Raw genomic sequence first — 22,993 nt, 5'->3', positions numbered from 1 at the left:
GGTGGTCCAGTGCCGATCGAACCGGAAGACCTCGTCCCCGCCGCTGTCGCGACTGTCCGCCCCGGTGCGGGAGCCGAGCCTGCGGGTCATGGCGCTGCAGCAGTTCGCAGCCGTCGGGTTCGCCGGTACCTCCCTGCAACAGATCGCGGCGTCCGCCGGGTACTCGAAATCGAGCGTGCTCTACCATTTCGCCTCGAAGGACGCCCTCCTCGGTGAAGTGCTCACCCCGGCCATTGAGCGCCTCGAGGACATCCTCGGCGGGTTCACGTCCACCTCGGAGGACGCTGCCTCGCGTCGTCAGTTCATCGAGGACTTCGTCGACTTCCTGCTCCAGTACCGGCTCGAAGTACACGTGCTGATCAACCAGGCCCAGTCCCTCAAGGGCATCGCCGTGATCGACAGGGCCAGGGCCCTGATCGTTCGCCTCGGCGACGCCCTCTGCCAGGAGCACGCCACGACCATCGACCGGATGCGCTTCGGTGTCGCGCTCGGCGGCGCGGCCTATTCGCTCGTCGCCGGCCTGACGTTCTTCGACGAGGACATCACGCCGACGGACGATCTCCGGCCCGCCCTCATCACCCTCCTCTCCGAACTCCTCGCCCCCGTCGCCGTCCGCACCACCCAGCCCAGGAAGTAATCACAATGGCAACCCTTCTGTATCGGATCGGCCACTTCGCTTACAAGCGCGCCTGGCTCGTCATCGGCGTGTGGGCGCTCCTCCTCATCGGAATCCTCGGCGGCGGCATCGCCCTGGGCGGCAAGACCGCCGAATCCTTCGCGATCCCCGGCACCGAATCGCAGGACGCGATCGACCAGCTCGCCGCCGTGTTCCCCCAGGCGGCCGGCGCCTCTGTGCAGGTCGTCTACAAGACGCCGGACGGGGCATCCGTCAACACGGAGCCGTACAAGACCGCCACCACCGACATGGCGACCGAACTCGAGGCCGTGCCCGGCGTCGTGTCCGTGATCACCCCCTATTCCGACTACGCTTCGAGCGCCATCTCGACGGACGAAGGGACCGCGCGCAGCGTCGTGCAACTCGACGGGCCATCCGCGGACGTGACGGACGCGACCCTCAACGCCGTCACGGCGACGGCGGCGATCGCCGAGAAGGCGGGTCTCGAGGTCGCCTTCGGTGGCCAGGTCTTCTCGTCCAACACCTTCGGCATCACCATCACCGAGGTGTTCGGCCTCCTCTTCGCCGGCGTCGTGCTGCTGATCACCTTCGGCTCGCTCGCCTCGGCCGGGATGCCGCTGCTGATGGCGCTCATCGGCGTCGGCGTGGCCATCGGCGGTATCACCGCGATCTCCGCGTTCGTGCCCGTCTCGAGCACCGCCCCGATGCTTGCGATGATGCTCGGGCTCGCCGTCGGGATCGACTACTCGCTCTTCATCCTGTCCCGGCACCGGACCCAGCTCGCGAGGGGGTCGAACCGCACGAATCGGCCTCGACGAGCGTGGCCACCGCCGGGAGCGCGGTCGTCTTCGCCGGGCTCACCGTCATCATCGCCCTGCTCGGACTGCTCGTCGTCGGAATTCCCTTCCTGAGCGTGATGGGGGTGGGAGCCGCGGTCGCCGTCTTCATCGCCATCCTCGTCGCCATCACCCTCCTGCCCGCCATTCTCGGCCTGGCCAAGGGCCGCCTCACCCCCGAAACCCGGCGGGCGCGCCCACAACCGGGCGACCATGCCGGACACCGGCCGGCCCACGATGGGCCGCCGCTGGGTCGGCCTCGTGATGAAGGCACCGATCGTCGCCGTGATCCTCGTCGTCGGAATCCTCGGCACCCTCGCGATCCCCGCCCTCAGCCTCGACCTCAACCTGCCGGACGGCGCCTCCGAGCCGGTCGACTCGACCCAGCACAAGGCATTCACCATGATCGAGGAGGGCTTCGGCCCCGGCTACAACGGCCCGCTCATCGTGGTGGTCGACATCACCCAGACCACGAACATCTTCCCGGACCTCGAGACGATCAGCGCCAAGCTGCGCACCCTGCCCGACGTCGCCTTCGTCGGCAAGGGCACCCCGAACGCCACGGTCGACACCGCGATCATCCAGGTGATGCCGAACAGCGCACCGAACGACCCGAAGACCAAGGACCTCGTCCAGGCCATTCGGGACCTCGCGCCGGGAATCGACTCCGAACTCGGGACTCCCGTCACGGTGACGGGAGCGACGGCCGTGTCGATCGATATCTCGAACCGGCTGAGCAACGCGCTCATCCCGTTCGCGCTCATTGTCGTCGGGCTCTCCATCATCCTGCTGACGATGGTGTTCCGTTCCGTCTTCGTGCCGGTCAAGGCAGCGATCGGGTTCCTGCTCTCCGTCTTCGCGTCGATCGGCGCGACCGTCGCGATCTTCCAGTGGGGCTGGTTCGCCGACCTGCTCGGGGTGAGCACGCCAGGCCCGATCCTGAGCTTCCTGCCGATCCTGCTGATGGCCGTGCTCTTCGGACTCGCCATGGACTACGAGGTCTTCCTCGTGTCCGGGATGCGTGAGGAGTACGTCAAGAGCAACGACGCGCGCCAGGCCGTCGTCTACGGCTTCGCACACGCCGCCCGCGTCGTCACCGCAGCGGCGCTCATCATGTTCTTCGTCTTCTTCGCCTTCGTGCCAGACGGCACCGGAGCGATCAAGGGCATTGCGTTCGCCCTCGCCGTCGGCGTGTTCCTCGACGCCTTCCTGGTGCGGATGACGCTCGTGCCCGCCGCGATGGCCCTCGCGGGCCGTGCCGCCTGGTGGCTGCCGCGCTGGCTCGACCGCCTGCTCCCCAACGTCGACATCGAAGGCGAAGGACTCCGCCACCACATGCTCGACAGTCACTGGGCGAAGGCGCAGGACGGCGCCATCACCGCGGACCAGGCCGTCTTCGGCCTGCCGGGCAGCACGATCGGCCCGCTCACCGTTTCCGTGCCGACCGGATCTGTGCTCGTCCTCACCGGGACCACCGCCCATCGCCGGGTGGTCGCCGCGACGCTCGCCGGCCGCCTCGACCCGGTCTCCGGTCGACTCCAGGTCCTCAGCTATCCGTTGCCCTCCGAACGCGGTCGCGCATTACGCGTCGTCGCGCTCGCCGACGTCGGCGACAGCCGGGACAACGGTATGACCGTGGGCGAACTGCTCGCCGAGCGGCTCGACCTCACCCAGCCACGGTTCCGCTCCCGCAGCCGCCGCAGCCAGCTCGACAGCTGGATCGGACGCGTCAACCGTGCCCTCGCCGACGACCGCGCCCCGCTCGCGCCCCTCACCGCGGCCACCCCCGTCTCCTCCCTGTCTGCCGTTTCCCGTGCCGCGGTCCTCGTCGCGGCGGCGCTCGCCGAACGTCCCGGCGTGGTCGTCATCGACCTCGGCGAAGGGCTCCCCGCCGATTCCGCGGGACGCAGCGTCGGTGCCGTGGTGGCGACCCTCGCTCCCGCCGACACCACGCTGATCTTCGCGGCGGCGGCGCAGCATCCGCTGACCGCAGCGGGCCGGTCCGTGCAGGTCGTCGACCTCGAAGCGCTCGAGCCCGTCGAACCGGCAGAGCTCGCCCTCGCCGGAGCTCGCGGCGGATATCCGCCGCTCGACCCTGACCCGCGTCATGCGACCCGGCCAACCGACACCCCCGACCCCCGCGACGCCGTCTTCGGCGCCGACTCCCTGGATGGAAAGGCTGCACTGCGATGAGCACCAGGCTCGAACGACTCTTCAGCCGCACGCCGGGACAGCGCCGCTGGACCTTCGGCGCCGTACTCGCCGGACTGATCGTGGTACCGCTCGCGGTCGCAGGCGTCTTCGCCGGCGCGCTCGCGACCGCAGACCAGCGGCTCGACACCCTGCCCGCGATCGTCGTCAACAACGACACCTTCGTCACGACGACGGCCGCAGACGGCACAAAGCAGACCGTGCTCGCCGGGCGCCTGCTCGTGACCGAGCTGACCGCGCCGGCCTCGTCGAGGACTGCGTCGACCGGGTTCGCCTGGACGATCTCCAATTCCGCGGATGCGGCGGCCGCCCTCGCCTCCGGCAAGGCGTACGCGGTGCTCACCATCCCCGCCGATTTCTCCAAATCGATCACCTCGATCGGCACCGCAGCACCGACCCAGGCCGAACTCGCCATCCGCACCGACGACGCGCATTCCTACCTCGCCGGAACCGTCGCAGGGACCGTCGGGTCCGCGATGACGGGCGTCTTCGGCCGTCAGATCACCACCCAGTACCTGAGCGGCCTGTACAAAGGCCTGACCACGCTCGGCGGCTCGCTGACCACGGCAGCGGATGGCGCCGGCCAGGTCTCCACGGGAGTCACCGGAGTGGCCACCGGCCTGGATTCCCTCTCCGGGGGCGCGTCCTCCGCGGCCACCGGAGCGGCGTCCGCCGCGACCGGAGCGTCGAGCTTCGCGACCGGAGTGACGGCGTACACGAACGGGGTGGATGCGCTCAGCGCGGGCCTCGGCAAGCTCGACTCCGGCACGGCGGGGCTCAGCGCCCTCAGCAGTGGCGTCGCCCAGTACACCGGGGGAGTCACGCAGGCGGCGACCGGGTTGTCGAGCCTGTCTGCGGCGATACCCCTCGTCCCCACCTATGACGCGATGGCGCAGGCAGTCGCCGCCGATCCCACCCACGCCTCGGAGATCATCGCGAAGTACCGCGCGTACTTCACCCAGTATTCCGGTGGCATCACGGGCGTTCAGGGCGGGCTCGACACCCTGTCCACCCAGGGCACCGGACTCAGCCAGCAGACGACATCCGCTCTCACGGGCGTCCAGGGCGGCGTCGCGCAGAGCGCGGCAGGGGCCGCGAAGCTCGCAGCGGGATCCGCATCGCTCCGAACCGGCGCGACCGGCCTCGCCTCGGGCGTCTCGAGCCTCTCGAGCGGCGTCTCCCAGCTCGCGACCGGGACCGCCGGCGCGGCCACCGGGGTGCACCAGCTCGAGACGGGCGCGAGCCAGCTCGCGACCGGGCTCGCGTCCGGAGCCGAGAGCGCGAAGAAACTGAACCAGGACGACCCTGCGCAGTCGGCTTCGGTCGTTTCGGAGCCCGTCGCCATCACCACGAGCCGCGACAATCCGATCACGACGATCGGCCCGCTCCTCGGCATGGTCTTCGTTCCCGTCGGGCTCTGGATCGGCGCGCTCGCGATCTTCCTCGTGATGCGCCCGGTGACGAGCACCGCGCTCGCGTCGACGGCCTCGACCGGGCGCCTCGTCTCGCGTGGCTTCGGCCGGGCATTCGGCCTCGCCGCCGTCCAGGCGGTCGTCGTCGTCGCCCTGCTGCACGCGTCGCTCGGCGTGACCTGGACCCTGCTCCCCGCGACACTGGGCTTCGCGGTGTTCCTCGCGTTCGTGTTCGTCGCGGTGCACCAGTTCCTTACCGTGGCGTTCGGCAGGGTCGGCATCGTCATCTCCCTCGTGCTCCTCGCCCTGCAACTCACGGCGGTCGGCGGCCTGTACCCGATCGAGCTCGTCTCGGCGCCGTTCCAGGCGATCAGCCCGTTCCTGCCGCTCACCTGGGCCGTGCGCGGCATGCAGGGGATCGTGTCGGGTGGGGGAGCCGGCGCGCTCAATGCCGTGGGCATCCTGCTGCTCTTCGCGGTGGTGAGCATCGGCCTGACCTTCTGGGCCGTTGCCGCCAAGCGTGGCCCGCGTTCCTTCGCCCTGGCCCTCGCCCGCGGCTGACCCCGCCCCGCATCCGCCCTTGCCCTGCCCCTAACGAATTCGACGGAGATTCTGTCCGGAAAGATCTTAAACCGCGCTCTCACGTACTCAAAACGCAAAAACTCCGTCGAATTCGTTGGGGGCTAGTGCTGCTGGCCGGGACGCAGGGACTCGCGGGCGCGAGGCGAGCGCGGGGCGCGGCGCACCCGGCGCTGATTCGTGTGCAGGCGCGCGAACGCGAGGGTCTCCACGAGAAGCACGAGGCGTTCCTGCTCGGTACGCGCCTTGCGGGTGTTGACCTCCGCGACGATCCGGCCGTCCCAGTCCGTGCGCGCGAGCAGGTTGAGCACCTCGGCGACCGGCTCGCTGCCCCGGCCGGGCAGCAGGTGCTCGTCGAAGACCTTGCCCTCGTCAAGGGAGCCTGACCCGTCGCACAGGTGCACGTGCCTGAGGCGGGCGCCGAGCTCCGTCGCCATCGCGAGGCTGTCGAGCCCGCTCAGGGCGCAGTGCGAGAAGTCGAGCGTGACCGCGTCGCAGTCCATCCGGGTGGTGTCCCAGCCGGGGGAGTACGCCTTCATGCTCCGGCCGCCGAACTTCCACGGGAACATGTTCTCGACCGCGATCTCGATGCCGCTCTGCGCGCTGATCTCGCGCACGGAGTCGAGGAACGTGACGGCGAAGTCGGCCTGCCAGCGAAACGGCGGATGCACGACGACGGTTCGCGCCCCGACCTCGGCCGCGAGGGCTGCCGATCGTTCGAGCTTCACGAGCGGGTCCCTGCCCCAGACGAAATGCGTGAGCAGGAGCACGGGCGCGTGGATCGAGAAGATCGGCAGCTTGTATTTCCGCGAGAGGGCCAGGAGCGCAGCGGCATCCTGGGTGACCTCGTCGCGGGAGACCATGATTTCGATGCCGTCGTATCCCGCGAGCTTCGCAAGCCGGAAGGCATGCTCTGTCGAGAGCGGATAGGCGCACGTCGTGCTCATGCCGATGCGAATCATTGGCGCCAGAGTAAACCCGACGGTTGAACGGTGGGTGTCGCGCGGCCCAATAATCAGGGAGCTCGGCACGGGCTGCTGGTATCCTTGGAAGTCCACCAAGGTGCGTGCGCCGTGCAGGTACCGGAACGGACCAGCCATTTCGATCGAAGCCGTCACCACGCCCGCTGCCGAGCCGAAGGTGACCTACGCCCTCGTCGCCGTCTCGAACCGGCTGCCCGTGGACTTCGTCGTCGCCGAAGACGGCACCGAGAGCTGGAAGACCTCACCGGGCGGACTCGTCACCGCCCTGGAACCGCTGATGCGCTCGTCCGATGGCGCCTGGGTCGGCTGGCCCGGCGTCGCAGACCGCGAGTTCGCCCCCTTCGAGAACGACGGCATCAACATCGTTCCCGTCTCGCTGACCGACGCCGACCTCGAGGACTACTACGAGGGCTTCTCCAACGACACCCTCTGGCCGCTCTACCACGACGTGATCTCCCCGCCGAGCTTCCACCGCGAATGGTGGGAGGCATACGTGCGCGTGAACCGGCGGTTCGCCGAAGCGGCCGCCGCGGCCGCGGCATCCGGTGCCACCGTCTGGGTACACGACTACCAGCTGCAACTCGTGCCGCGGATGCTGCGCGACATGCGCCCCGACCTCGTCATCGGCTTCTTCAACCACATACCGTTCCCGCCGTACGGCATCTACGCGCAGGCTCCCGTGGCGCAAACAGATCCTCGACGGCCTGCTCGGCGCCGACCTGATCGGCTTCCAGCGGCTGGCGGATGCCGGTAACTTCTCCCGCGCGGTCCGTCGCCTCTTCGGCTACTCCACCCGCGGTGTCGCGATCGACGTTCCGGGCGCCGGGGGACACCACCGCCGCGTGATCGCCAAGCACTTCCCGATCTCCATCGACGCCATCGCATACGCCGACCTCGCGAAGCAGCCGGAGATCCAGGCCCGCGCGCGCCGCATCCGCGAAGACCTCGGCAACCCGAAGACGATCATCCTCGGCGTCGACAGGCTCGACTACACGAAGGGCATCGGCCACCGTCTGAAGGCCTTCGGCGAGCTCCTCGAGGACGGGTCGATTTCCGTCGAGGACGTCACCCTCGTGCAGGTCGCGAGCCCCTCCCGGGAGCGCGTCGGCGCATACATGGCCCTCCGCGACGAGATCGAACTCGCCGTCGGCCGCATCAACGGCGACTACTCGACGATCAGCCACACCGCGATCAGCTACCACCACCACGGCTACCCGCGCGAAGAGATGGTCGCCCTGTACCTCGCCGCAGACGTCATGCTCGTCACCGCCCTCCGCGACGGGATGAACCTCGTCGCCAAGGAATACGTCGCCGTCCGCGACGACAAGGACGGCGTGCTCGTGCTGAGCGAATTCGCCGGGGCCGCCGACGAACTCAAGCAGGCCGTACTGATCAACCCGCACGACATCGACGGAATGAAGGCGGCGATCCTCCGGGCGATCGCGATGCCGCGCCCCGAACGGCAGCGGCGGATGCGGGCTCTTCGCCGGAAGGTGTTCGACAACGACGTCGCCGCCTGGTCGTCGTCGTTCCTGCGCACACTCCGGGAGGGCGCCGCCGTGCAGCCCGGCGTACCCGACGACCTCGTCCACGCCGTCCGCGACTTCAGTGCGGCGGGCTCGCTGCTCATCGCGCTTGACTTCGACGGCACCGTCGCCCCGATCGTTGACAACCCCCAGGACTCGCGTGCCGTTGCCGGCACCCGCGAGGCCGTCGAACGCCTGATCGGGCTCGACGGCGTGCGTGTCGCCCTCGTCTCCGGCCGATCGCTCGCGAGCCTGCGCCAGGTCGCCGAACCGCAGATCGAGGTGCTCCTGACCGGTTCACACGGCATCGAGGTGCAACTGGACAACCCGGGCGAAGAGCTCGGGCTCGACCAGGACGAACTCGACCAGCTCGACACGCTCACCCGGGTGCTCGAGCGGGTCTCGGCATCCGTGACGGGCGTGTGGATCGAACGCAAGCCCGCCGGGCTCGCCCTGCACACGCGCAAGGCGACCGTGCAGGCCGCCCAGGCCGTGCAACGCGACGCCCGCGCACAGCTCGGCGCCGTCCTTCCGGATCTCACCGTGCGCGAGGGCAAGAACGTGCTCGAATTCGCCGTGCGTTCGAGTTCGAAGGGCGACGCTCTCGAACGGCTCCGTGCATACACGGGCGCCGACCGGGTGTTCTACGCCGGTGACGACGTGACAGACGAAGACGCCTTCACCGCGCTGCACCCCAGCGACCTCGGACTCAAGATCGGCGCGGGCACGACCATCGCGGGCTACCGGGTGCGCGGACCGGAGGAAGTGCCGATCGTGCTCCAGCTGATCGCCGACCTCCGGGAGGCCGCCGAAGCTTCAGGAACCCCCGGAACTCCCAGCGAACGGTAACCCTGCGGCAAAGTTCCCGAAACACAGGTTCTAGAATCACTACATGCCTGAGATCGATCTGAAACCGCGTAGTCGCGACGTCACCGACGGAATCGAAGCCACGACCTCCCGCGGAATGCTCCGCGCGGTCGGGATGGGCGACGCCGACTGGGACAAACCCCAGATCGGCATCGCGAGTTCCTGGAACGAGATCACCCCGTGCAACCTGTCCCTCGACCGCCTCGCGCAGGCGGCCAAGGAGGGTGTGCACTCCGGCGGCGGCTACCCGCTGCAGTTCGGCACCATCTCCGTCTCCGACGGCATCTCGATGGGCCACGAGGGCATGCACTTCTCCCTCGTCTCCCGGGAGGTCATCGCGGACTCCGTCGAGGTCGTCATGCAGGCCGAGCGCCTCGACGGCTCCGTCCTGCTCGCCGGCTGCGACAAGTCCCTGCCCGGCATGCTGATGGCTGCCGCCCGCCTCGATCTCGCAAGCGTCTTCCTCTATGCCGGCTCGATCGCGCCCGGCTGGGTCAAGCTCTCCGACGGCACCGAAAAAGACATCACCATCATCGACTCGTTCGAGGCCGTCGGCGCCGTCAAGGCCGGGCGGATGTCCGTGGCCGACGCCAAGCGGATCGAGTGCGCCTTCGCCCCCGGCGAGGGCCTGCGGCGGCATGTACACGGCCAACACCATGGCGAGCGTCGCAGAAGCCCTCGGCATGAGCCTGCCGGGATCCGCGTCCCCCGCCTCGGCCGACCGCCGCCGCGACTACTACGCGCACCGCTCCGGCGAGGCCGTCGTCAACCTGCTGCGCCTCGGTATCACGGCCAGGGACATCCTCACCCGCAAGGCCTTCGAGAATGCAATCGCCGTGGCCATGGCCTTCGGGGGATCCACGAACGTGGTGCTGCACCTCCTCGCCATCGCCCGGGAGGCCGAGGTCGAGCCTGAGCCTCGACGACTTCAACGTGATCGGCGACAAGGTTCCGCACATCGGCGACCTGAAGCCGTTCGGCAAGTACGTCATGAACGACGTCGACCGCCACGGCGGGGTGCCCGCCGTGATGCGCGCCCTGCTCGAGGCCGGCCTCATCCACGGGGACGCGCTCACCGTGACCGGCAAGACCGTCGCAGAGAACCTCGCGGAGATCGACCCGCCCGACCTCGACGGCGAGGTGCTCCGCACGCTCGACAACCCGATCCACAAGAGCGGCGGCATCACCATCCTCAAGGGCTCGATGGCTCCGGAGGGCGCCGTCGTCAAGACCGCCGGCTTCGACAGCGACGTGTTCACCGGCCCTGCCCGCGTCTTCGAACGCGAGCGCGCTGCGATGGACGCCCTCACCGAGGGTGCCATCGAGAAGGGCGTCGTCGTCGTCATCCGTTACGAAGGCCCGAAGGGCGGCCCCGGCATGCGGGAGATGCTCTCGATCACCGCCGCCATCAAGGGCGCCGGGCTCGGTGCCGATGTACTACTGTTAACGGACGGCAGATTCTCAGGCGGCACAACCGGACTGTGTATCGGCCACATAGCACCCGAAGCGGTGGACGCAGGTCCGATCGCCTTCGTGCGCGATGGTGATCTCATACGGGTCGATATCGCAGCTCGCACGCTCGACCTACTGGTCGACCCTGAAGAGCTCGACGCCCGACGAGTCGGCTGGGCGCCTCTCCCTCCGCGCTACACCCGCGGCGTGCTCGCCAAGTACACGAAGCTCGTGCAATCGGCCGCCGTCGGCGCCGTCACGGGGTAGCGCTCACCATTCGAACTCGACCTTAGGGACCTGACTCAATGACCGCGGAACAGAACCCCGTGCCATCACCCACGCCCTCGCCGACCTCGGCCGCCACTCCGTCCGCCGCAGCGCCGGCCGCGGCGGCATCCGGTGAACCCGAACTCCTCACCGGTTCCGGTGCGATCATCCGCACCCTCGAACTGCTGGGCGTGACGGATGTCTTCGGCCTGCCCGGCGGCGCCGTCATCCCGCTCTACGACGAGCTGATGACCCAGGACGCCATCCGGCACATCCTGGTGCGCCACGAGCAGGGCGCCGGCCACGCTGCCGAGGGCTACGCCTCGGCGAGCAACCGCGTCGGCGTCGCCATCGCGACGTCCGGCCCTGGGGCGACGAACCTCGTCACGGCAATCGCCGATGCCTACATGGACTCGGTGCCCATCCTGTGCATCACCGGCCAGGTCTTCTCGACGCTGATGGGCACGGATGCCTTCCAGGAGGCCGACATCGTCGGGATCACGATGCCGATCACGAAGCACTCGTTCCTCGTCAAGCGCCCGGAAGACGTTCCCGGTGCGATCGCATCCGCGTACCTGATCGCCTCGACCGGCCGGCCGGGTCCCGTGCTCGTCGACATCACCAAGGACGCCCAGCAGAAGACGGCGCCCTTCATCTGGCCGCCGAAGATCGACCTGCCCGGCTACCGTCCGATCACCAAGGCCCATGGCAAGCAGGTGCAGGCGGCAGCCCAGCTGCTCGCCGATGCGAAGAAGCCCGTGCTGTACGTCGGCGGCGGTGTCATCCGCGCCCGCGCATCCGCCGAGCTCCCTCGCCTTCGCCGAACTCACCGGCACGCCGGTCGTCACCACGCTGATGGCCCGTGGAGCGTTCCCGGACTCGCACGACCAGCACCTCGGGATGCCGGGCATGCACGGGACCGTTTCCGCCGTGCTGTCGCTGCAGGAGGCCGACCTGATCATCGCGCTCGGCGCCCGCTTCGACGACCGGGTCACCGGGAAGGTCAGCGAGTTCGCGCCGCACGCCACGATCGTTCACGTCGACGTCGACCCCGCAGAGATCTCCAAGATCCGCACCGCCGACGTGCCCATCGTCGGAGACGCCAAGGACGTGCTCGCCGACCTGGCCGTCGCGTTCTCCGCTGTGCTCAAGACGACCACCCCGGACTTCACCGAGTGGTGGACCTACCTGAACGGCCTCCGCGAGGAGTTCCCGCTCGGCTACTCCGAGCCGACGGACGGCCTGCTCGCCCCGCAGTACGTGATCAAGCGCATCGGCGAGCTCACCGGTCCGGAAGGCGTCTACGCCGCCGGCGTCGGCCAGCACCAGATGTGGGCGGCCCAGTACATCAAGTACGAGCGCCCCAACTCCTGGCTGAACTCGGGTGGCGCGGGCACGATGGGCTACTCCGTTCCCGCCGCGATGGGCGCCAAGGTCGCAGAACCCGACCGGGTGGTCTGGTCGATCGACGGCGACGGATGCTTCCAGATGACCAACCAGGAACTCGCGACCTGCACCATCAACAACATCCCGATCAAGGTCGCGATCATCAACAACTCCTCGCTCGGCATGGTGCGCCAGTGGCAGACCCTGTTCTATGACGGGCGGCACTCCTTCACCGACCTGAACACCGGCCACGGCTCGGCGATGGTGCCCGACTTCGTGAAGCTCGCCGAGGCTTATGGCGCGCTCGGTATCCGTGTCACGAGCGCGGACCAGGTCGACGACGCGATCAAGCTCGCCCTTGCGACGAACGACCGGCCCGTCGTGATCGACTTCGTGGTCAGCCGCGACGCGATGGTGTGGCCGATGGTGCCGCAGGGCGTCAGCAACAGCTACGTGCAGTACGCGAAAGACCACGCACCGACCTGGGGAGAGGAGTAAGCCCATGAGTTCCCATGTCCTGAGCCTCCTCGTCGAGGACAAGCCCGGCCTGTTGACCCGCGTCGCCGGCCTCTTTGCCCGCCGCGGCTTCAACATCGAAAGCCTCGCGGTCGGTCACACCGAGATCCCCGGCCTGTCGCGGATCACCATCCTCGTCGACGTCGAGGACCTCCCGCTCGAGCAGGTCACGAAGCAGCTCAACAAGCTGATCAACGTGATCAAGATCGTCGAGCTCGACCCCGCGCAGTCCGTGCACCGCGAGCACCTGCTCGTCAAGGTGCGTGCGGACAACACGACGAGGTCCCAGGTGCTCGAGGCGGTGACGCTGTTCCGTGCGCGGGTCGTCGACGTCGCCCCTGACTCCGTCGTGATCGAGGTCACCGGGGATTCCGGCAAGACCCAGGCGCTGCTGCGCGTGCTCGAGCCCTACGGGATCAAGGAGATCGCACAATCCGGACTGCTCGCCATCGGCCGCGGGTCCAAATCGATCACCGAACGCGTGTTCAAGAGCTAGCGTCCGCCCCGCACCCCCTTTCTTCACCGACCTTTCTTCACCAAACAACTAGGAGATAACCACTCGTGTCTGAGATTTACTACGACAAAGACGCTGACCTGTCGATCATCCAGGGCAAGAAGGTAGCCGTCATCGGCTACGGCTCGCAGGGACACGCGCATGCCCAGAACCTCCGCGACTCGGGTGTCGAGGTCGTCATCGGTCTCAAGGACGGCTCGAAGTCGAAGGCCAAGGCCGAAGAGGTCGGCTTCACCGTCCTCAGCACCGCCGAGGCGGCCAAGTGGGCCGACGTCATCGTCATCCTCGCACCCGACCAGGTGCAGCGTCACCTGTACGCCGCTGACGTGCTTCCGAACCTCGCCGCCGGGAAGGCGCTCGTCTTCGGACACGGCTTCAACATCCGCTTCGGCTACATCACCGCGCCGGAGGGCGTCGACGTCGTCATGGTCGCCCCCAAGGGACCGGGCCACACCGTGCGCCGCGAATTCGAGGCCGGCCGTGGCGTTCCCGTCATCGTCGCCGTCGAGAAGGATGCGACCGGCAATGCCTGGCCGCTGACCCTCAGCTACGCGAAGGCGATCGGCGGGCTCCGTGCCGCCGGCATCAAGACCACCTTCACCGAAGAGACCGAGACCGACCTGTTCGGCGAGCAGGCCGTGCTCTGCGGCGGCGTCTCGCAGCTGATCCAGTACGGCTTCGAGACCCTGACCGAAGCCGGCTACCAGCCGCAGGTCGCCTACTTCGAGGTGCTGCACGAGCTCAAGCTCATCGTCGACCTGATGTGGGAGGGCGGCATCGCCAAGCAGCGCTGGAGTGTCTCCGACACCGCGGAATACGGCGACTACGTCTCCGGCCCCCGCGTGATCGACCCGCACGTCAAGGAGAACATGAAGGCCGTTCTCGCCGACATCCAGAGCGGCGCGTTCGCCGAACGCTTCATCGCCGACCAGGACGCCGGAGCACCCGAGTTCCTGGCTCTCCGCAAGAAGGGCGAAGAGCACCCGATCGAGGCCACCGGTCGCGAGCCTGCGCAAGCTCTTCGCGTGGAACGCCTCGAACGACGACGACTACGTCGACGGCGAAGCCGCCCGCTAAGCACCGCGCGCAGCGCACGCCGCGCATCGCATAAGAAAGGCGGGGCCCCTCTATCCGAGGGGCCCCGCCTTTCTTGCTGTGGCCAGGGGTCAGGGGGTGGCGAGGACGGCCTCTTCTGCCTCCTCGAAGGCGAGTTCCGGCGGAGCCTTGCGGAATCCCTTCGTCAGGAAGGCGAGCACAACCACTCCCACAGCGAGCCAGACCAGGCCGAGCGTGACGGCGTTCACGTCGAGTTGGGTGAGCAGCCACGCGTCAACGACGGCGCCGATCGCGGGAATGACGACGTAGAGCCAGACGTTGTGACGAATCCCGGCCTTCCGTTCACGGACGAAGAAAGCAATCACGGCGAGGTTCACGAACGTGAACGCCGTGAAGGCGCCGAAGTTGATGAACGACGTGGACGTGGCCACGTCGAGGAACAGTGCGATCAGCCCGACAACGCCGGTGATGACGATGCTGATCACCGGGGTGCGGTAGCGCTCGCTGATCGCACCGAAGATCCGGCGCGGGAGCACGCCGTCGCGGCCCATCGCGTAGAGCAGTCTGGCGCCGCCGGCCTGGGCGGCGAGCCCTGAGGCGAACTGGCCGAGTACGAGGCCGGCGATGAAGATCGCGCCGAAGACGTTGCCGCCGATCGTGAGTGCGATGTCGAAGGCGGCGGACGAGGAGTTCTCGAACACGCCGCCGGGGTGCACGAGAGTGGTCGTGTACGCGACGAGCACGAAGATGGCCCCGCCGATCAGTGCGATCAGCATGATGGCCCGCGGCATCGTCTTACGCGGGTTGATCGTCTCCTCCGTGAGTGTCGTCACCGCGTCGAAGCCGAGGAACGAATATGCGGCGATCGCGGCCCCCGCCGAGATCCCGCTGATGCCTGCGGTGTCGCTGAAGAACGGTGCAGAGCCTGAACAGGGCCATCGGGCCGGAATTCGTGACGACGGAGCCGATCGAGAGGGCGACGAAGAGCAGGATGACGAGGACCTGGAAGGCCATCAGAAGGTAGTTCGCCTTCTGCGCCACCCGGATGCCGATGATGTTGAGCGCGGTCGTCGTGAGGATGAAGCCGAGGATCCAGATCCACCCGGGCACGCCGGGGAACTGCGCCCCGAGATAGGCCCCGCCGATCAGCCAGATCACCATGGGCAGGAAGAGGTAGTCGAGGAGCACGGCCCAGCCGACGAGGAACCCGACCCGGGAGTCGATCGCGCGGCGCACGTAGCTGTACGCCGAGCCGGCGACGGGATACGCGGCGGCCATCCGTCCGTAGCTCGAGGCGGTGAAGAGCATCGCGACGAGGGCGACCAGGTATGCGGCGGGGGTGGCGCCGCCGGTGACCTCTGCGACGATGCCGAAGATCCCGAGGACGATGATCGGCGTCATGTATGCCAGGCCGAAGATCACGACCGAGGACAGCGTCAGGGAGCGAGTGAGGGTGGGACTGGGGAGCGCGGGAGAGGCCATGGGTCGTCGTCCTTACTGGGTGAGGGGTGCTGCGGAATCGGTCGGGGAATCGGGAGAAGCGGGAGAGCTGGCCAGGGGCCGCCACGTGAGGGGGAGATCCGCCCGCCGTACAGGGGCAACGCGAGCGCGGCATCCGTGTCTGCGAACTGCGCCCAGGGCCGGTTGGTGCCCGCGGTGCCGTGGTCACGCACCAGGGTCACATGTTCGAGGTCGAGGGTCGTGACGAGGGTCTCGGCGTGTGCGCCTGCGCTCTCAGCGAGCACGAGGCCCTCCGGGTCGACGATGATGCTCCGGCCCCGGCCGGCGGGACCCGCGCAATTGACGCTGACGGTGAAGACCTGGTTCACGATCGAATTAGCCCGGGCGAGCACGAGTTCCTGGGCGCGGTCATCCGTCGTCGTCTTCACGAGATTGAGCACGACCTCGGCGCCGAGCCAGGCGAGGTGCCTGGTCACCTCGGGGAACCAGGCGTCGTAGCAGATGGAGAGGCCGAGGCGGCCGACGCCCGGCATGTCGAAGACGACGAAACGGTCCCCGGGGTCGTATGGCTCGAACGGCCGCCACGGAAACATCTTCCGGTACGAGGCGACCCGTTCCCCGGTCGGCGCGTAGACCAGGGCGGTGTTGAACAGTTCCCCCTCAGGTCCGAGCTCGCACACGCTGCCCGGAACCAGCCAGACACCGGCCTCGCGGGCCAGGGCTCCGAGGGCGTCGCTGAGCGGTCCATCGAGCGGGCGGGCGGATGCTCGCAAGGTCGCGTTGCGCTCCTCGCCGGTGACCGGCTCAGGGGCGGTTTCCCCTCGATCGGCGGCGGAGCCGAAGAGATGAAGCTCGGGGAAGACCACCAGGTCGATGGACGGAACCGCGGCCAGGACGGCCCGAAATTCGGCGGCGAACAGCTCGACGGATGCCCCGATGAGCCTGCGGTGGTACCTGTACGGCTGCGATCGTGAGACGTCGTGTCATGGTGTCCTCTCGGGTTCCCCCAAATTAGATCATTTTGAACATTACGAGCGCGTTTCGGTTCGATTACTGTTGTGCCGTGACCATATCGATACCCGGAGACGGCGACGACGCGCCGTCGGGGCGTGCACAGTCCGGGAGCGCACCGACCGGCCTCGCGGCCCTGACCGCGCCTTCGGTCACCGGGATCACCCGCCTCGCGGCGATCGACACCGTGCGGGCACGGCTTGCCCTCGCCGTCGACCTCGGCCTGCTGCTGCCGGGCGAACGAGTGCCGCCCGTCGAGGACGTCGCTGATGCGCTCGCCGTCAGCCCGATCACGGCCCGGCGGGCGCTCGAGAGCCTCGCGGAGGAGGGCGTGCTCGTGCGCCGCAGGGGACGCGGCGGCGGCACCTTCGTCGCAGATGTTCCCGCGCACTCGGCCGTCGCCGAGATCCGCAGCTACCTCGCTGACGCCGCCGAGGTCCATGAACTCATCGACCGCCGGGTGCTCCTCGAGTGCGCCATCGCGCACCACGCCGCGCTCGCCGCGACCGACGCCGACCTGGCCGCCCTCGACCTGCAGATCGCCCGGATGCGCACGGCGGCAAGCTGGACCGAGTACCACCTGGCCGACGAGAGCTTCCACGTCGGCATCGCCACCGCGAGCGGTCTCGATTTCGCCCTTCCGCTCTATCGCGCAGCGCTCGCCGCGCTGTACCGGTACTTCCTGCCCTATCCGATCGCGTTCCTGCACGGGGTCAACGATGACCACGCCGACCTCGTTGCCGCGCTCCGCCGCTCCGACCCTGTGGATGCCGTGCGCATCGCCCGCGCGCACGTCGAGGCCCTGCACCACACCATGTTCGTGGGGCTGCCGCAGCCACCGAACGCTGCCCCGACAGCGGTGACCACCACGCCCCCCTCCAGGCATCCTGACCCGCTGCCTGACGCGGCGCCGCACTCCGACGGCTAATCTGGCCCTATGACTTCAGCACCACGTGGCGGAAATCCGCGCGACGACGACGACGCGCTCGGCTGGGCCGGCGACGACGATCCGACCCTGCAAACCCGGTCAGAGGACGCCGACGCCCGCGAGAACTCGCGCACGCCGGTCGAGTCAGACCCCGGTTTCTCAGGCTCCGGCCTCAACTCGGGCCTCTGCACCGGTATCCGAACCGGTCTATGCCCCGCTGCCGGACGGCTGGAGCGTCAAGGGACCGACCGCCGCAATCGAAGCGGATGCCGCGGCCCGAGGCGCAGAACGCTCGCCGATGAGCTCATTCACCCTGATCTCCCTCGGAGTGTTCGGGGGCATCTACCTGCTCTTCACGATCGGCTGGTTCATCGGCGTGAGCCGGATCGACAACCCGCTCGGCGACGCGCTCGCGAGCTTCATGTTCAGCCTGGGTACCTGGCTCGCCATCGCGGCCCCCGTCGCATGGTTCGCGGTGACGCTCTGGCTGACCCCGACCCGGCCGCGCGGACGGATCCTCTGGCTGCTCCTCGGCGTCGTGCTGCTCGCACCCCTGCCGCTGCTCGTGAGCGGAGGGGCCGTCGCATGAGCGAGCCCATCGCACACCCGAACCCGTCCGGCGCCGATGCGTCCGGTACCGCTACGTCCGGCACCGGCTCGACCGGTTCCGACGCTGCGGCCACCCGCCGCCGGCCCTCCTGGCCGTTCCTGGTCGTCGCCGTGTTCTTCGGCCTGTTCTACGCCTGGGACGTCTGGGCGGCCCTCGGGAACCTGATCGGCCTCAACCTCGCCGCCGGGTCACTCGATACCCGGCTCAGCGGGTTCGGCTGGGGAATCCTGATCGCCGGGGTGCTCCTGCCGATCCTCGTCTTCCTCCTCGCCGCCCGGATCGGGCGGGGCAGGCCGCTCTACGCGCAGGCCGCCCTGTTCCTCGTGGGCCTGGCCCTCGCATCCGCCCTCGCCCTCGACATCTACCAGTTCGGGCTCGGCAGCCTGATCGTCTGATCGAAGGGGCGGACCGGCTTCGCAGGCTCAAAGAATCGCGAGCACGACGAGGGCGATGAGAGCGACCTGCTCGATGACGCGGGTCCGGAGCGGGATCGCGGCCCGACCGAAGCGCTGCGGGTCGCGGGCGGCGAAGGCGTTGGCCGGGAAGACCGCGATCAGGAAGACCACGAGCATGAGCCCGGTCAGTCCAATGGTCGGCGGCCAGAGCAGGCCGAGGCCGCCCAGCATCTCGCAGACGCCCGTGAAGACGACGAGGACCACGGGGCCGCGCGCACCGAACAGTCCCGTGAAGCGGAGTCCCGGCGGGATCATCGCCGCCATCGTGCGCTGGACCACCGGGATGAAATGGGTGACCCCCGCGCCGAAGAAGAACACCGCCAGAAGGCAGCGCAGGACGAACTGGAGGGTGTCCAACGTAACAGTGCTCATTGGGGAATATTACGGCCGATAGACTCGACGCAATACTGGCGCCCCACGGTCGCGGCGCGAGCCACAATTGCTGCTGCTATCGGAGGTTCTGTTTTCGTGTCAAAACCAGTCGTTCTTATCGCTGAAGAGTTATCACCCGCAACCGTCGATGCACTCGGACCCGACTTCGAGGTCCGCACAGTCGACGGAACGGACCGGCCGGCCCTGCTCGCCGCGCTCGCAACGGCGGACGCCGTGCTCGTGCGCTCCGCGACGAAGGTCGATGCCGAGGCCATCGCGGCAGCGCCCCTGCTCAAGGTGATCGCCCGCGCCGGAGTCGGACTCGACAACGTGGACATTAAAGCAGCGACGGCGGCCGGCGTGATGGTCGTCAACGCGCCCACCTCGAACATTATCTCCGCCGCCGAACTGACCGTCGGCCACATCATTAGCCTGGCCCGTCATATCCCCGCCGCGAGCGGCGCCCTCGCCGAAGGGCAGTGGAAGCGCTCCAAGTACACCGGGGTCGAACTGTACGAAAAGACCGTCGGTATCATCGGCCTCGGCCGGATCGGCGCCCTCATCGCCGCTCGAATGCAGGCCTTCGGCACGAAGATCATCGCGTTCGATCCGTACATCACGTCCGCCCGCGCGCAGCAGCTCGGCGTCGTGCCCGTGACGCTCGAGGAACTCCTCGCCCAGTCCGACTTCGTCACCATCCACATGCCGAAGACCGCGGAGACGACCGGCATGATCGGCGCCGAGCAGTTCAAGCTCATGAAGCCGACCGCATTCGTGATCAACGTCGCCCGCGGTGGCCTCATCGACGAGGACGACCTCTACGACGCCCTGACCGCCGGCACCATCGCCGGGGCCGGTCTCGACGTGTTCGTGTCTGAGCCCCCGACCGGGTCGAAGCTTCTCGGCCTGGAAAACCTGATCACCACCCCGCACCTCGGTGCATCGACCGACGAAGCCCAGGAGAAGGCCGGCGTCTCCGTCGCGAAGTCGGTGCGCCTCGCGCTCTCCGGCGAACTCGTGCCCGACGCGGTCAACGTCGCCGGCGGCGTCATCGACCCCTACGTGCGTCCCGGCATCCCGCTCGTCGAGAAGCTCGGCCAGGTCTTCTCCGGCCTCACCGCGCAGCGCCCGCTCACGAGCGTGGACATCGACGTGCGCGGCGAGCTCGCCGACTACGACGTGAGCGTGCTGCGCCTTGCGGCACTCAAGGGCATCTTCACGAACGTCGTGAGCGAGACCGTCTCCTACGTGAACGCGCCGCTGCTCGCCGAGCAGCGGGGCATCGCGGTCCGCCTGCTCACCGACAAGGAATCGCCGGAATACCGCAACGTCATCCAGATTCGCGGCGCCCTCGCCGACGGCTCACAGGTTTCCGTCTCCGGCACCCTGACCGGAACAAAGCAGATCGAGAAGATCGTCGAGGTCAACGGGTACGACGTCGAGGTCACCTTCGCCGAGCACCTGATCGTGATGGTCTACACCGACCGCCCCGGAATCGTCGCCGTCTACGGCCGCGAGTTCGGCGACGCCCAGATCAACATCGCGGGCATGCAGATCGCCCGCCACGAGGCCGGCGGCAAGGCGCTGAGCGTGCTGACCGTCGACTCACCCGTCTCGGCAAGCCTGCTCGCCACCGTGCGCGACGCGATCTCGGCCGACGTGATGGTGGAAATCGCCATCACGGAGTAGACGTTCGCTCGGTCATCCGACCGATCACAGCGAGCAACCGGTCCAGTCTCGCCGCCGACACCACGTCGGCGGCGGGATGGGCGGCGCTCGTGATGGTGGAACCGAAGTACAGCCCGTCACTGATCAACAGGATCGCCTCTGCGACGTCCGGATCCCCGACGGTCTCCTCGATCACGGCCAGCCACTGGCGCCGCATCGAGACCACTGCCGTGTTGGCGAGCGGATGAGATCCCTGCGCCAGGCGCACGGCTCCCGCGATCGTTCGGTCCAGGGGCGTGCCCTCGCTCATCGAGGTGCGGATCAGGTAGTCGACGGGGCCGGCCACCGCTGAGCGGATCTGCAGGATGTCCTCGGCGACGAGCTCCTCCAGCCGGGTGAGCAGTCCCTGGACCAGGGCTTCCTTCGATCCGAAATGGTAGAGCAGCCCGCCCTTCGAGAGGCCGGCCGCAGCGGCGACGTTCTCGAGGGTGGCCGAACGTTCGCCCTGGTCGATCAGGAGCCCGGTGAACGCGTCGAGGATCCGGGTCCGGGTCGGGGAATGCTCGGCTGACCGGAGCGGTGGCTGAACGGGCGAGGGTGTCATGGTGCTACTGTACCGTCTGGACGGTATATTTTGTGCCGTTCCCCTCCTGCGGCGGGTCCACCCGTCCCCTCCCGGAAAGTTGTTGCACCGTGTCAACCCCGACCCGCCCCCGGATCCTCCTCCAGCCCGGCACCGCGCCTGTGCGACGCTGGTGGGCCCTTGCGGTGCTGATGCTGCCGGTGCTGCTCGTGTCGATCGACAACACCGTGCTCAACCTGGCCCTGCCGCAGATCTCCGAGGCGCTCAGGCCGAGCGGCACCCAGCTGCTCTGGGTGATCGACATCTACCCCCTCGTGCTCGCGGGGCTGCTGGTTTCGATGGGCAGCCTCGGCGACCGGATCGGCCGCCGCCGCCTGCTCTTGATCGGCTCCGCGGGCTTCGGAGTCATGTCGGTGATCGCCTCCTTCGCGCCGAGCATCGAATGGCTCATCCTCGACCGTGCGGCTCTCGGCATCTTCGGGGCGATGTTGATGCCGCCCACGCTCGCGCTGCTGCGCTCCGTCTTCACCGAGCGCAACGAGCGCCGCCTCGCCATCGCCGTCTGGGCCAGCGGCTTCGCGGCCGGAAGCGCACTCGGCCCCGTGGTCGGCGGCCTCATCCTCGAGAACGGGGAATGGGGATCCGTCTTCCTGCTCGCCGTCCCGCTGCTGCTGCCCCTGCTCGTGGTGGCGCCGCTGATCGTGCCGGAATCCCGGGACCCGAACCCGGGCGCGATCGACGTGCCCAGCATCCTGCTGTCACTCGTGACGATGTTCCCGATCGTGTTCGGCATCAAGACGCTCGCCGACACCGGGTTCGGTCTCGCCGGAATCGCGTCAATCGCGGTGGGGCTTCGTGGCCGGCCTGCTCTTCACCCGGCGGCAGCGGCGTCTCCGCGCGCCGATGCTCGACCTGGCGCTCTTCCGTCGCGGCTCGTTCAGCGGGGCCGTCGCGGTCAACTTCCTGAGCGTCGTAGCGCTCGTCGGCGGACTGTTCTTCGTCTCGCAGTACCTCCAGCTCGTCCTCGGGCTGGAACCGCTCGCTGCCGGCCTGGTGCTTGTTCCCGGCCTGCTGGCGATGATCCTGGCCGGATTGATCGTCGTCCCGATCGCCAAGCGGATCCGGCCGTCGATCGTGGTCCCGTTCGGGCTGGTGGTCTCTGCGGCCGGGTACGCGGCATTCGCGGTTGGCGGCGCCGGATTCGGCGCCGCCGGTGTGGCCGTCGCCTTCGTCGCCCTCGGGATCGGAATCGGGGCCGCCGAGACGGTGTCGAACGAACTGATCGTGGCGAGCGCGCCGCCCGAGAAGATGGGTGCGGCATCCGCTGTCGGGGAAACCGCGTACGAACTGGGCGCTGTTCTCGGCACCACGGTGCTGGGCAGCATCCTCACCTCGGCATACCGCTCTGCGGTGGTGCTGCCCGACGGGCTCGGCGCCGCACAGCGGGCCGCCGCGGGGGAGACCCTCGGCGGGGCCGTCGCCGTTGCGGCCGAGCTGCCGGGGGAGCCGGCCGGATGCTGCTGGAATCTGCGCGGGAGGCCTTCCTGACCGGGATCGGTCCGACCGCCTGGATCGGTGCCGGTCTCGTGGTCGTGGCGGCCGTGGTCGCCCTCGTCGCGTTGCGCTCGGCACGCTGAACCGGCGCCGAGCCGGGGCCGGCGGC

16 protein-coding genes and 7 pseudogenes are annotated in these 22,993 nt (G+C 68.5%); 15 read left to right on the top strand and 8 right to left on the bottom strand.

Annotated features, from left to right (window positions below; translation table 11 throughout):
- The first annotated feature begins 88 nt into the window (after nt 1-88).
- The 4 genes and pseudogenes from KIV56_RS04990 (at nt 89) to KIV56_RS04970 (ending at nt 5,657) form a co-directional block, all read left to right on the top strand.
- The gene (locus KIV56_RS04990) at nt 89-637 is read left to right on the top strand and encodes a TetR/AcrR family transcriptional regulator (protein ID WP_281535376.1); all 549 of its coding nucleotides are present in this window, start codon (nt 89-91) and stop codon (nt 635-637) included.
- 5 nt (nt 638-642) lie between these two features.
- A pseudogene (locus KIV56_RS04985) lies at nt 643-1,610 on the top strand (MMPL family transporter); the annotation flags it as partial.
- A gap of 76 nt (nt 1,611-1,686) precedes the next feature.
- Nucleotides 1,687-3,666 carry an MMPL family transporter gene (locus tag KIV56_RS04975; RefSeq protein WP_281535375.1) on the top strand — a complete coding sequence of 660 codons (1,980 nt, stop codon included), beginning with the start codon at nt 1,687-1,689 and terminating at the stop codon, nt 3,664-3,666.
- On the top strand, nt 3,663-5,657 hold the full coding sequence (locus KIV56_RS04970) for a YhgE/Pip family protein (protein ID WP_281535374.1): 1,995 nt from the start codon (nt 3,663-3,665) through the stop codon (nt 5,655-5,657). The genes KIV56_RS04975 and KIV56_RS04970 overlap by 4 nt, the downstream gene beginning before the upstream one ends.
- 122 nt (nt 5,658-5,779) lie before the next feature.
- Here the strand turns inward: KIV56_RS04970 and KIV56_RS04965 are convergent, their stop codons facing one another.
- Nucleotides 5,780-6,622 (bottom strand): sugar phosphate isomerase/epimerase family protein, encoded by an 843-nt coding sequence (locus tag KIV56_RS04965; RefSeq protein WP_348648463.1) that lies wholly within the window; start codon nt 6,620-6,622, stop codon nt 5,780-5,782.
- Between the two features lie 193 nt (nt 6,623-6,815).
- Here KIV56_RS04965 and otsA point away from each other — a divergent pair.
- The 3 genes and pseudogenes from otsA to ilvD all read left to right on the top strand — a co-directional run.
- Nucleotides 6,816-8,214 (top strand): annotated as a pseudogene (gene otsA / locus KIV56_RS04960) (alpha,alpha-trehalose-phosphate synthase (UDP-forming)); the annotation flags it as partial.
- Between the two features lie 3 nt (nt 8,215-8,217).
- Nucleotides 8,218-9,033: a trehalose-phosphatase gene (gene otsB / locus KIV56_RS04955; RefSeq protein WP_281536074.1), complete on the top strand. Its 816-nt coding sequence runs from the start codon at nt 8,218-8,220 to the stop codon at nt 9,031-9,033.
- 43 nt (nt 9,034-9,076) lie between these two features.
- A pseudogene (gene ilvD / locus KIV56_RS04950) lies at nt 9,077-10,770 on the top strand (dihydroxy-acid dehydratase).
- Between the two features lie 65 nt (nt 10,771-10,835).
- On the opposite strand, the gene KIV56_RS04945 reads toward ilvD, so the two are convergent.
- The gene (locus KIV56_RS04945) at nt 10,836-11,075 is read right to left on the bottom strand and encodes a hypothetical protein (protein WP_281536268.1); all 240 of its coding nucleotides are present in this window, start codon (nt 11,073-11,075) and stop codon (nt 10,836-10,838) included.
- Here KIV56_RS04945 and KIV56_RS04940 point away from each other — a divergent pair.
- The 3 genes and pseudogenes from KIV56_RS04940 to ilvC all read left to right on the top strand — a co-directional run bounded on the left by KIV56_RS04940 (nt 10,962) and on the right by ilvC (nt 14,263).
- Nucleotides 10,962-12,654 (top strand): annotated as a pseudogene (locus tag KIV56_RS04940) (acetolactate synthase large subunit). The gene KIV56_RS04945 and the pseudogene KIV56_RS04940 overlap by 114 nt on opposite strands.
- Before the next feature lie 4 nt (nt 12,655-12,658).
- A complete protein-coding gene (ilvN, locus tag KIV56_RS04935; RefSeq protein WP_281535372.1) occupies nt 12,659-13,168 on the top strand; it encodes an acetolactate synthase small subunit in 510 nt (169 codons plus the stop codon).
- 65 nt (nt 13,169-13,233) lie between these two features.
- A pseudogene (gene ilvC / locus KIV56_RS04930) lies at nt 13,234-14,263 on the top strand (ketol-acid reductoisomerase).
- 89 nt (nt 14,264-14,352) lie between these two features.
- Here the strand turns inward: ilvC and KIV56_RS04925 are convergent.
- The 3 genes and pseudogenes from KIV56_RS04925 to KIV56_RS04915 all read right to left on the bottom strand — a co-directional run bounded on the left by KIV56_RS04925 (nt 14,353) and on the right by KIV56_RS04915 (nt 16,569).
- On the bottom strand, nt 14,353-15,192 hold the full coding sequence (locus KIV56_RS04925) for an APC family permease (protein WP_281536073.1): 840 nt from the start codon (nt 15,190-15,192) through the stop codon (nt 14,353-14,355).
- A 49-nt stretch (nt 15,193-15,241) separates the two neighbouring features.
- Nucleotides 15,242-15,643: pseudogene (locus KIV56_RS04920) on the bottom strand (APC family permease); the annotation flags it as partial.
- 35 nt (nt 15,644-15,678) lie between these two features.
- Nucleotides 15,679-16,569, bottom strand: coding sequence for a carbon-nitrogen hydrolase family protein (locus KIV56_RS04915; protein ID WP_281535371.1), 891 nt, complete (start codon nt 16,567-16,569; stop codon nt 15,679-15,681).
- Nucleotides 16,570-16,766: 197 nt separating this feature from the next.
- Here KIV56_RS04915 and KIV56_RS04910 point away from each other — a divergent pair, with 197 nt between their 5' ends.
- The 3 genes from KIV56_RS04910 to KIV56_RS04900 all read left to right on the top strand — a co-directional run bounded on the left by KIV56_RS04910 (nt 16,767) and on the right by KIV56_RS04900 (nt 18,647).
- Nucleotides 16,767-17,642: an FCD domain-containing protein gene (locus KIV56_RS04910; RefSeq protein WP_281535370.1), complete on the top strand. Its 876-nt coding sequence runs from the start codon at nt 16,767-16,769 to the stop codon at nt 17,640-17,642.
- 298 nt (nt 17,643-17,940) lie between these two features.
- Nucleotides 17,941-18,231 carry a hypothetical protein gene (locus tag KIV56_RS04905; RefSeq protein ID WP_281535369.1) on the top strand — a complete coding sequence of 97 codons (291 nt, stop codon included), beginning with the start codon at nt 17,941-17,943 and terminating at the stop codon, nt 18,229-18,231.
- Nucleotides 18,228-18,647 carry a hypothetical protein gene (locus KIV56_RS04900; RefSeq protein WP_281535368.1) on the top strand — a complete coding sequence of 140 codons (420 nt, stop codon included), beginning with the start codon at nt 18,228-18,230 and terminating at the stop codon, nt 18,645-18,647. Before KIV56_RS04905 ends, KIV56_RS04900 begins: the two co-directional genes overlap by 4 nt.
- 27 nt (nt 18,648-18,674) lie before the next feature.
- Here the strand turns inward: KIV56_RS04900 and KIV56_RS04895 are convergent, their stop codons facing one another.
- A complete protein-coding gene (locus KIV56_RS04895) occupies nt 18,675-19,079 on the bottom strand; it encodes a DoxX family protein (RefSeq protein ID WP_281535367.1) in 405 nt (134 codons plus the stop codon).
- Nucleotides 19,080-19,175: 96 nt separating this feature from the next.
- On the opposite strand from KIV56_RS04895, the gene serA reads away from it, so the two are divergent.
- Nucleotides 19,176-20,768, top strand: coding sequence for a phosphoglycerate dehydrogenase (gene serA, locus KIV56_RS04890; RefSeq protein ID WP_281535366.1), 1,593 nt, complete (start codon nt 19,176-19,178; stop codon nt 20,766-20,768).
- On the opposite strand, the gene KIV56_RS04885 is transcribed toward serA, so the two are convergent.
- Both KIV56_RS04885 and KIV56_RS20215 read right to left on the bottom strand, forming a co-directional pair.
- The gene (locus KIV56_RS04885) at nt 20,758-21,351 is read right to left on the bottom strand and encodes a TetR/AcrR family transcriptional regulator (RefSeq protein ID WP_281535365.1); all 594 of its coding nucleotides are present in this window, start codon (nt 21,349-21,351) and stop codon (nt 20,758-20,760) included. The two genes, serA and KIV56_RS04885, sit on opposite strands and share 11 nt — an antisense overlap.
- A gap of 4 nt (nt 21,352-21,355) precedes the next feature.
- Nucleotides 21,356-21,634, bottom strand: a complete 279-nt coding sequence (locus KIV56_RS20215) for a hypothetical protein (RefSeq protein WP_432432657.1) — start codon at nt 21,632-21,634, stop codon at nt 21,356-21,358.
- Between KIV56_RS20215 and KIV56_RS04880 the strand changes: the two are divergent.
- A pseudogene (locus tag KIV56_RS04880) lies at nt 21,516-22,967 on the top strand (MFS transporter). The gene KIV56_RS20215 and the pseudogene KIV56_RS04880 overlap by 119 nt on opposite strands.
- Nucleotides 22,968-22,993: the final 26 nt, after the last annotated feature.

The organism is Cryobacterium breve, from assembly GCF_027594785.1.
GTDB lineage: Bacteria > Actinomycetota > Actinomycetes > Actinomycetales > Microbacteriaceae > Cryobacterium > Cryobacterium breve_A.
Note: the sequence above shows the minus strand (reverse complement) of the source record. Positions and strands in the feature narration are given on the sequence as shown.

Excerpts from the sequence above, each read along its gene's own strand:
- KIV56_RS04895 (WP_281535367.1), bottom strand. The coding sequence starts at position 19,079 with ATGAGCACTGTTACGTTGGACACCCTCCAGTTCGTCCTGCGCTGCCTT.
- KIV56_RS04905 (WP_281535369.1), top strand. The coding sequence starts at position 17,941 with ATGAGCTCATTCACCCTGATCTCCCTCGGAGTGTTCGGGGGCATCTAC.
- KIV56_RS04965 (WP_348648463.1), bottom strand. The coding sequence starts at position 6,622 with ATGAGCACGACGTGCGCCTATCCGCTCTCGACAGAGCATGCCTTCCGG.
- KIV56_RS04975 (WP_281535375.1), top strand. The coding sequence starts at position 1,687 with ATGCCGGACACCGGCCGGCCCACGATGGGCCGCCGCTGGGTCGGCCTC.
- KIV56_RS04900 (WP_281535368.1), top strand. The coding sequence starts at position 18,228 with ATGAGCGAGCCCATCGCACACCCGAACCCGTCCGGCGCCGATGCGTCC.
- KIV56_RS04885 (WP_281535365.1), bottom strand. The coding sequence starts at position 21,351 with ATGACACCCTCGCCCGTTCAGCCACCGCTCCGGTCAGCCGAGCATTCC.
- KIV56_RS04970 (WP_281535374.1), top strand. The coding sequence starts at position 3,663 with ATGAGCACCAGGCTCGAACGACTCTTCAGCCGCACGCCGGGACAGCGC.
- KIV56_RS20215 (WP_432432657.1), bottom strand. The coding sequence starts at position 21,634 with ATGTCGATCACCCAGAGCAGCTGGGTGCCGCTCGGCCTGAGCGCCTCG.
- KIV56_RS04990 (WP_281535376.1), top strand. The coding sequence starts at position 89 with ATGGCGCTGCAGCAGTTCGCAGCCGTCGGGTTCGCCGGTACCTCCCTG.
- ilvN (WP_281535372.1), top strand. The coding sequence starts at position 12,659 with ATGAGTTCCCATGTCCTGAGCCTCCTCGTCGAGGACAAGCCCGGCCTG.